Origin of the sequence: Microcystis sp. M015S2 (genome assembly GCF_020245945.1) — a bacterium.
Classification (GTDB): Bacteria; Cyanobacteriota; Cyanobacteriia; order Cyanobacteriales; family Microcystaceae; genus Microcystis.
This window is the reverse complement of record NZ_JADBTX010000144.1, coordinates 1-7,443: the sequence shown is the minus strand read 5'-3', so window position 1 is coordinate 7,443 and position 7,443 is coordinate 1. Positions and strand designations below refer to the sequence as shown.

At 38.4% G+C, this 7,443-nt stretch carries 3 protein-coding genes and 1 pseudogene; 2 read left to right on the top strand and 2 right to left on the bottom strand.

The window, feature by feature from the left end; translation table 11 throughout:
* Positions 1-1,282 (top strand): thioesterase domain-containing protein (locus IM473_RS22285; protein ID WP_287659214.1); only part of this gene is annotated, 1,282 nt, incomplete at its 5' end.
* A 62-nt stretch (positions 1,283-1,344) separates the two neighbouring features.
* Positions 1,345-3,348, top strand: a complete 2,004-nt coding sequence (locus IM473_RS22280; RefSeq protein ID WP_287659212.1) for an ABC transporter ATP-binding protein/permease — start codon at positions 1,345-1,347, stop codon at positions 3,346-3,348.
* Between the two features lie 536 nt (positions 3,349-3,884).
* On the opposite strand, the gene IM473_RS22275 is transcribed toward IM473_RS22280, so the two are convergent.
* Entirely contained in the window at positions 3,885-5,345 is a 1,461-nt protein-coding gene (locus IM473_RS22275) for an IS5 family transposase (RefSeq protein ID WP_407069741.1), read from the bottom strand.
* A gap of 160 nt (positions 5,346-5,505) precedes the next feature.
* A pseudogene (locus tag IM473_RS22270) lies at positions 5,506-7,305 on the bottom strand (Eco57I restriction-modification methylase domain-containing protein); the annotation flags it as partial.
* Positions 7,306-7,443 lie beyond the last annotated feature (138 nt).

The window sequence follows — 7,443 nt, the reverse complement described above, 5'->3', positions numbered from 1 at the left end:
TACTCCTGGCGATAAACGCTTAGTTGCCTATGTAGTTCTTACTTCCGACTCCCAGACGACGAGTGCTGAATTGCGTCAATTCTTGGCTAATCAATTACCCGCCTATCTTGTTCCCAATACCTTTGTTATTTTAGATGATTTGCCCCTAACCCCCAGTGGCAAATGCGATCGCCGTTCCTTACCTATTCCTGATGATCAGACCCGAAAAAATATCCCTAAAATTGGCCCGCGTAACTTAATAGAATTACAATTAGCTCAAATCTGGTCAGAAATTTTAGGCATTAATGATATTGGTATTCAGGAAAACTTCTTTGAATTAGGTGGTCATTCTTTATTAGCGGTCCGTCTGATCAACCGTATCGAACAAAAGTTAGGCAAAAGCTTACCATTAACCAGTCTTTTTCAAAATGGAACCATAGCAGATCTAGCCAAATTACTAGATCAAGGAACAACTCAGCTAGTATCTTCACCGTTGATTGCTATCCAGTCTCAAGGTAATAAAACCCCATTTTTTGCTGTTCATCCCATTGGTGGTAATGTGTTGTGTTATGCCGATTTAGCTCGTAATTTAGGAACGAAACAGCCGTTTTATGGATTACAATCATTAGGGCTAAATGAAGTAGAAAAAACTGTAGCCTCTATTGAAGAAATGGCAATGATTTATGTTGAAGCAATACAAACTGTTCAAGCCTCTGGCCCCTACTATTTAGGAGGTTGGTCAATGGGAGGAGTAATTGCCTTTGAAATCGCCCAACAATTATTGAACCAAGGACAAAAAATTGCTTTACTGGCTTTAATAGATAGTTATTCTCCCAGTTTACTTAATTCAGTTAATAGGGAGAAAAATTCTGCTAATTCCCTGCCAGAAGAATTTAATGAAGAACTCAATATTGCCTATTCTTTCATCAGAGATTTAGCCAGTATATTTAATCAAGAAATCTCTTTCTCTGGGAGTGAACTTGCCCATTTTACATCAGACGAATTACTAGACAAGTTTATTACTTGGAGTCAAGAGACGAATCTTTTGCCGTCAGATTTTGGGAAGAAGCAGATTAAAACCTGGTTTAAAGTTTTCCAGATTAATCACCAAGCTTTGAGCAGCTATTCTCCCAAGACGTATCTGGGTAGAAGTGTTTTCTTGGGAGCGGAAGACAGTTCTATTAAAAATACTGGTTGGCATCAAGTAATCAATGACTTGCAATCTGAATGGATTAGCGGCGATCACTACAGTTTAATTAAAAATCCAATCCTCGCTGAAAAACTAAATAGCTACCTAGCCTAAAACTTTCAAAAAGCCTGATTATTGTTTAAAATGAATGATCGTTCACCTGTCAGAGGACAAGTATGACAACCCAAACAGCTTCTAGTCCCAATGCCCTTGCTTCCTTTAACCAATTTTTAAGGGATGTAAAGGCGATCGCCCAACCCTATTGGTATCCCACTGCATCAAATAAAAGAAGCTTTTCTGAGGTTATTCGTTCCTGGGGAATGCTATCACTGCTGATCTTTTTGATTGTGGGATTAGTCGGCGTAACGGCTTTTAATAGTTTTGTTAATCGTCGTTTAATTGATGTCATTATTCAAGAAAAAGATGCGTCTCAATTTGCCAGTACATTAACTGTCTATGCGATCGGATTAATCTGTGTAACGCTGCTGGCAGGGTTCACCAAAGATATTCGCAAAAAAATTGCCCTAGATTGGTATCAATGGTTAAACACCCAGATTTTAGAAAAATATTTTAGTAATCGTGCCTATTATAAAATTAACTTTCAATCTGACATTGATAACCCCGATCAACGTCTAGCCCAGGAAATTGAACCGATCGCCACAAACGCCATTAGTTTCTCGGCCACTTTTTTAGAAAAAAGTCTGGAAATGCTAACTTTTTTAGTGGTAGTTTGGTCAATTTCTCGACAGATTGCTATTCCGCTACTGTTTTACACGATTATCGGTAATTTTATTGCCGCCTATCTAAATCAAGAATTAAGCAAGATCAATCAGGCACAACTGCAATCAAAAGCAGATTATAACTATGCCTTAACCCATGTTCGGACTCATGCGGAATCTATTGCTTTTTTTCGGGGAGAAAAAGAGGAACAAAATATTATTCAGCGACGGTTTCAGGAAGTTATCAATGATACGAAAAATAAAATTAACTGGGAAAAAGGGAATGAAATTTTTAGTCGGGGCTATCGTTCCGTCATTCAGTTTTTTCCTTTTTTAGTCCTTGGCCCTTTGTATATTAAAGGAGAAATTGATTATGGGCAAGTTGAGCAAGCTTCATTAGCTAGTTTTATGTTTGCATCAGCCCTGGGAGAATTAATTACAGAATTTGGCACATCAGGACGGTTTTCGAGTTATGTAGAACGTTTAAATGAATTTTCTAATGCCTTAGAAACTGTGACTAAACAAGCCGAGAATGTCAGCACAATTACAACCATAGAAGAAAATCATTTTGCCTTTGAACACGTCACCCTAGAAACCCCTGACTATGAAAAGGTAATTGTTGAGGATTTATCTCTTACTGTTCAAAAAGGTGAAGGATTATTGATTGTCGGGCCCAGTGGTCGAGGTAAAAGTTCTTTATTAAGAGCGATCGCTGGTTTATGGAATGCTGGCACTGGACGTTTAGTGCGTCCTCCCCTGGAAGAAATTCTCTTTTTGCCCCAACGTCCCTACATTATTTTGGGAACCTTACGGGAACAATTGCTGTATCCTCTAACCAATCGTGAGATGAGCAATACCGAACTTCAAGCAGTATTACAACAAGTCAATTTGCAAAATGTGCTAAATCGGGTGGATGACTTTGACTCCGAAAAACCCTGGGAAAACATTCTCTCCCTCGGTGAACAACAACGCCTAGCCTTTGCTCGATTGTTAGTGAATTCTCCGAGTTTTACCATTTTAGATGAGGCGACCAGTGCCTTAGATTTAACTAACGAGGGCATTTTATACGAGCAATTACAAACTCGCAAGACAACCTTTATTAGTGTGGGTCATCGAGAAAGTCTGTTTAATTACCATCAATGGGTTTTAGAACTTTCTGCTGACTCTAGTTGGGAACTCTTAAGCGTTCAAGATTATCGCCTTAAAAAAGCGCGAGAAATGTTTACTAATGCTCCGAGTAACAATTCCATAACACCCGATATTACTATCAATAATGGATCAGAACCAGAAATAGTCTATTCTCTTGAAGGATTTTCCCATCAGGAAATGAAACTATTAACAGACCTATCACTCTCTAGCATTCGGAGTAAAGCCAGTCGAGGGAAGGTGATTACAGCCAAAGATGGTTTTACCTACCGTTATGACAAAAATCCTCAGATATTAAAGTGGCTCAGAACTTAACTTTAAATGACTCTAACAAAGGGGCGATCGCGCCTCTTTAAACTAAATTTAGCTTTTCTTGTGTTAAGTAGCTGGTTATAATTAAATTAAAAATGGATTTTAGGTTCGATCCCCCCTGCCCCCCTTGATAAGGGGGGTGCCGATAGGCGGGGGGAGCTACCCTTGATAAGGGGGGTGTCTGATGATTTTTAACGCCTACCTACTTAGGGCTTGCTGAATAAATGTGAAATGTAGGCAAGGTAGCGGTTTTTTGGCTTTTCTCGTGAAACAGGTGCAAGATTTTGAGAGAATCGTGCTTCAAAACCTTGCCTCTTCATCGGCCCGCGTCCTGTAGGGGCGAAGCATTCGGGCAATAACCTATCGGTGAAACTGTAGATTTTCTATCCGAATGCTTCGCCCGTACTTTTTCAGCATACCCTACCTACTTAGGGCTTGCTGAAAAAGTAAGGGGGCAGCAGGAGAAAGATAATTGATTATTCAAGCCGATTGAGAAGATAAGTTTTTGTTGAGATAATTCAGAGAAAATATAACTTTTATTAATAGCAAAGGGGAGAAAACAGGAGAAAATTTGTTCTTTCTCGAAAAAAGCACAAAAAAAAGCACAAAACCTGCCGAAGCAGGGTAGAAAGATTGATAACCAAAAAAGTGACAGAAATGGCTGTTTGAGAAGTTGAGGGAAGTTTTGCCATCACTCGATTGAGGTTAAATCTTCTTTTTGCTTGACCAAATTTCCCTTCAATAGCATTACGAATGCTTTCATCTTCAAGAGCTTGTTTTTTCTTTTCTTTACTAATATTTGCCGGCGGTCTTCCTAAAGGGGGTCCACTCATTCTAATACCTCTTTCTTGACAGTAAGCTCGATTCTCCCGCGTCCGATAAATTTTGTCTACATGAACGGATTCAGGATAGAAGCGCGTATAACGCTTAAATTCTTCTATTTGTTCTTTCAAGTCCCCAGATTCATTGAAATTATCCCAACTTAGACGGTCTAAAAATACATAGCCATTGCAACAGCTTGCTGACAGTTTAGCTCCGAATTCCACTGGTTTTCCAGCTTTTCCTCTGACAATTGGACGTACATGAGGTTGGGTTAAACTGACGATTCTGTTCTCAATACTCTGTTTTTTATTTGACCACATCCATAACTGTTGGCGGTAAACTTCTGCGACAACTAGCAGCATTTTATACTGCCTTTTACTCAGCCAAGAAAGCGAGGCTCCGACCGCCATTAACTGCTCAATATGAGCTAAGTTTCTTTTGATATATTGGAGTTGTTTTTTAATAGCTTTTCTCCGTTGTTTTTGAGATGGTCTGCGTCTTTTAGCCACTTTTAAGTAAGCTTTTCTGGCTTGTTCTCGGTAAGTTTTCGGTTTTTTCGGGAATTTGTCTTTGATGGGTTCGTAGAGGGAGTCGATAATTTCTTCGGTTTGTTCTCTGGCTTGATTTAATATTCCTAAGTCATTGGGATACCTAATGTCAGCCGGCGCACAGGTGGCATCTAAAATTAATTTTCCTTGATTTTTCGGCTCACTTTCTTCTTCTCCCTTTTCTGCTTTTTCGGGCTTTTTTTCTCCCCTTTGAAAGCCGCTTAATCCTCCCTGGTTGCTCACCATTTTTTTGTTGACTTGGTTGACTAAATTAAACCCGATTCTTTCTCGAAAATAGACTAACATTGAGGCTTCAAAGGGAGCTTCATTGCTGTAAGCCGATAGCCCTAAAAAGTATTGTAGATAAGGGTTCTCTCTAATTTGTTCGACGGTTTCCCTATCACTTGTTCCCAACTTCTCTTTAATGATTAAAGCTCCCAACGCCATCCGAAAGGTTTTGGCTGGTGCACCCATTTCTTCTGAGAAGTTTTGGGCATATTCTTCTTCAAATTCTGACCAAGGAATTAGATTGGCCATGATAACCCAACGATTGTCTGGGGATAATTTCCCCTCCGAGGGAAACTCGAAGTTTTCTGGTGAGGTTGGGGGTAGCTCGACTCTGCGGTACATTGGTACTAGCCAAGGAAGGTGCAAGGGTTTTAAGCGATTTTAGCAGATTTCCTGGCACCTGAGGGACTCTCAATTCAGCTAAAAGCCTTTTCCGATAAAGGTTACAGCTTCTTTCAGCAAGCCCTACTTAAGGGTTTGGTTAATTTTTTAGTATTTTTGCTTAGGGTAAGTCCAGATATTCTTGTTCTGTAAGCTCAAATTCTGGATCAATGATTTTTACCTCATTATAGGTGAGTTGATAGAGTTTGTAAACTAAGTGATCAATCTGCTTTTCTAATTCGCTTGTGTTAGCGTTAGAATCGTCTTTTTTAGCATCAAGACATTTTTGTACAAGTTTTTCTATTGCTGTACGTTGTGATTCAGTTGCATTAGGAATCGGGAAATCTTTCATGAATATAGAACTTGGCTCATAAAAGTCACCTTGTAATTTTGATAATAGATTTTTAAACAAGAACATAACCACATTAGAGTTAAGGACTGCTAGTAAAACCTTATCGCTAGAAGAAATAATAAATGCCTTTTGATTAGTATAATAACCTAATTCATCCCATGCAAATTCATTTCGTTTGCAAATATTTGGATAAATAATTTTAGGTTGTTCAAATTCTTGCCAGTAAATGCAAGACCGGAGTTCCCAAAAAAAGCGACCTTGATCACATCTTTTCATTAGTGATTTCCTAAATTGAGAAAAATGCTTGTAAATTGCAGGATATGTTTCATCGAAAATTTTCTCAGCTTCTTGTTCGCTTAACTTAGACCAAGGATGTTCTTTATTTTCAGAGGATTCTATTTTAATTAAATACTGCTCTGCAAAATCAACACACCATCTTTTAACGTCACGACCGCGCAGAAAAGGTTTAATCACTTCAGCAGAGGAAGGATGCTCATTAATTAATCTGTCACGGGTTGCGCGATCAATTACAAAAGCTTCATTAAATCCTGTCTTAATTCCATAGTAAAATCTACCTTCCACATATTCACCCAAAGACTTACCCGCATTACGCAACTTAGCTAATAAATCCAAAATTTGCGAAGACTCTAAACGCCAACCATCAGGCTTTAAATTTTCTTGAGCAATTATTAACCGATCTTGCTCTAATACCGTTGCAAACTGTGCAATATCTTGTTTTTTCGTTTCATCCCAGGATAAAGCTTGTAATTGATTATTTTCAGATTTATTTTTGCTTAAAGTGATAATACTTGGATAAGCTATAGCTTCTTCAAAAACAGGGAAATCACCAAAATCAATTAGATTGTAAATTGTGGTTGAATCTCCCAGAAGTTGACGCAACTTTTCACCATAACCTGCGCGAAAATATTTATTAGAGGAAATATAAGTTAAATGACCTTGAGGTTTTAATAAGTTTAAACCCAATTCATAAAAATAAACAAACAAATCAGCAACACCCGTATAACATTGATAAGATTTTTGTAAAGTTGGTTTTAATTCCTTAATGTCTTCTTGACGAATATAAGGAGGATTCCCAATCACCACATCAAACCCAACAAAATCCCCGTCATCATTTAACACTTCGGGAAACTCAAACCGCCATTCCAAAGCATTCTCATACAGCCTACCGCTTTCAATATCTGCAATTTCAGCAGTTAGCTTATCAATCTCATTATTTAACTTAGTTACTTTTTTCTCCCGCGCTTTTTGCTCCGTCTTAGTCTCCTCAAATAATAAACCCTGATTTTCCAGATTATAAAGCTCCCCTTGTAATTGACGTAACTTCACCTTCTTAGGATCACCAATTAATAAATTAGCACTAAACCCAGCTTTAATCTTAGCAATCAGCGTTTCCATCTGCCGCTTTTGTTCCTTATTTTCCGCGTTGCGATAAGTCTGTACCGCATTGCGATATTGCTCAATACTAAACTTCTGCTTCTGTAAAACCTGTTTAACATCCACATCCAAAGCAAACCGACTAATCAAAGAATTACCACACTTGATATTAATATAGCGGTATGCACTTGCATGAGGTACAATAGAAGAGGACAATAAATTATAGACCTAGGCAGGAGCCACGACCCGATGAAGCCCTATTCTTTAGACTTGCGACAAAAGATCATCGAGACCTACGAGGAGAATAACCTC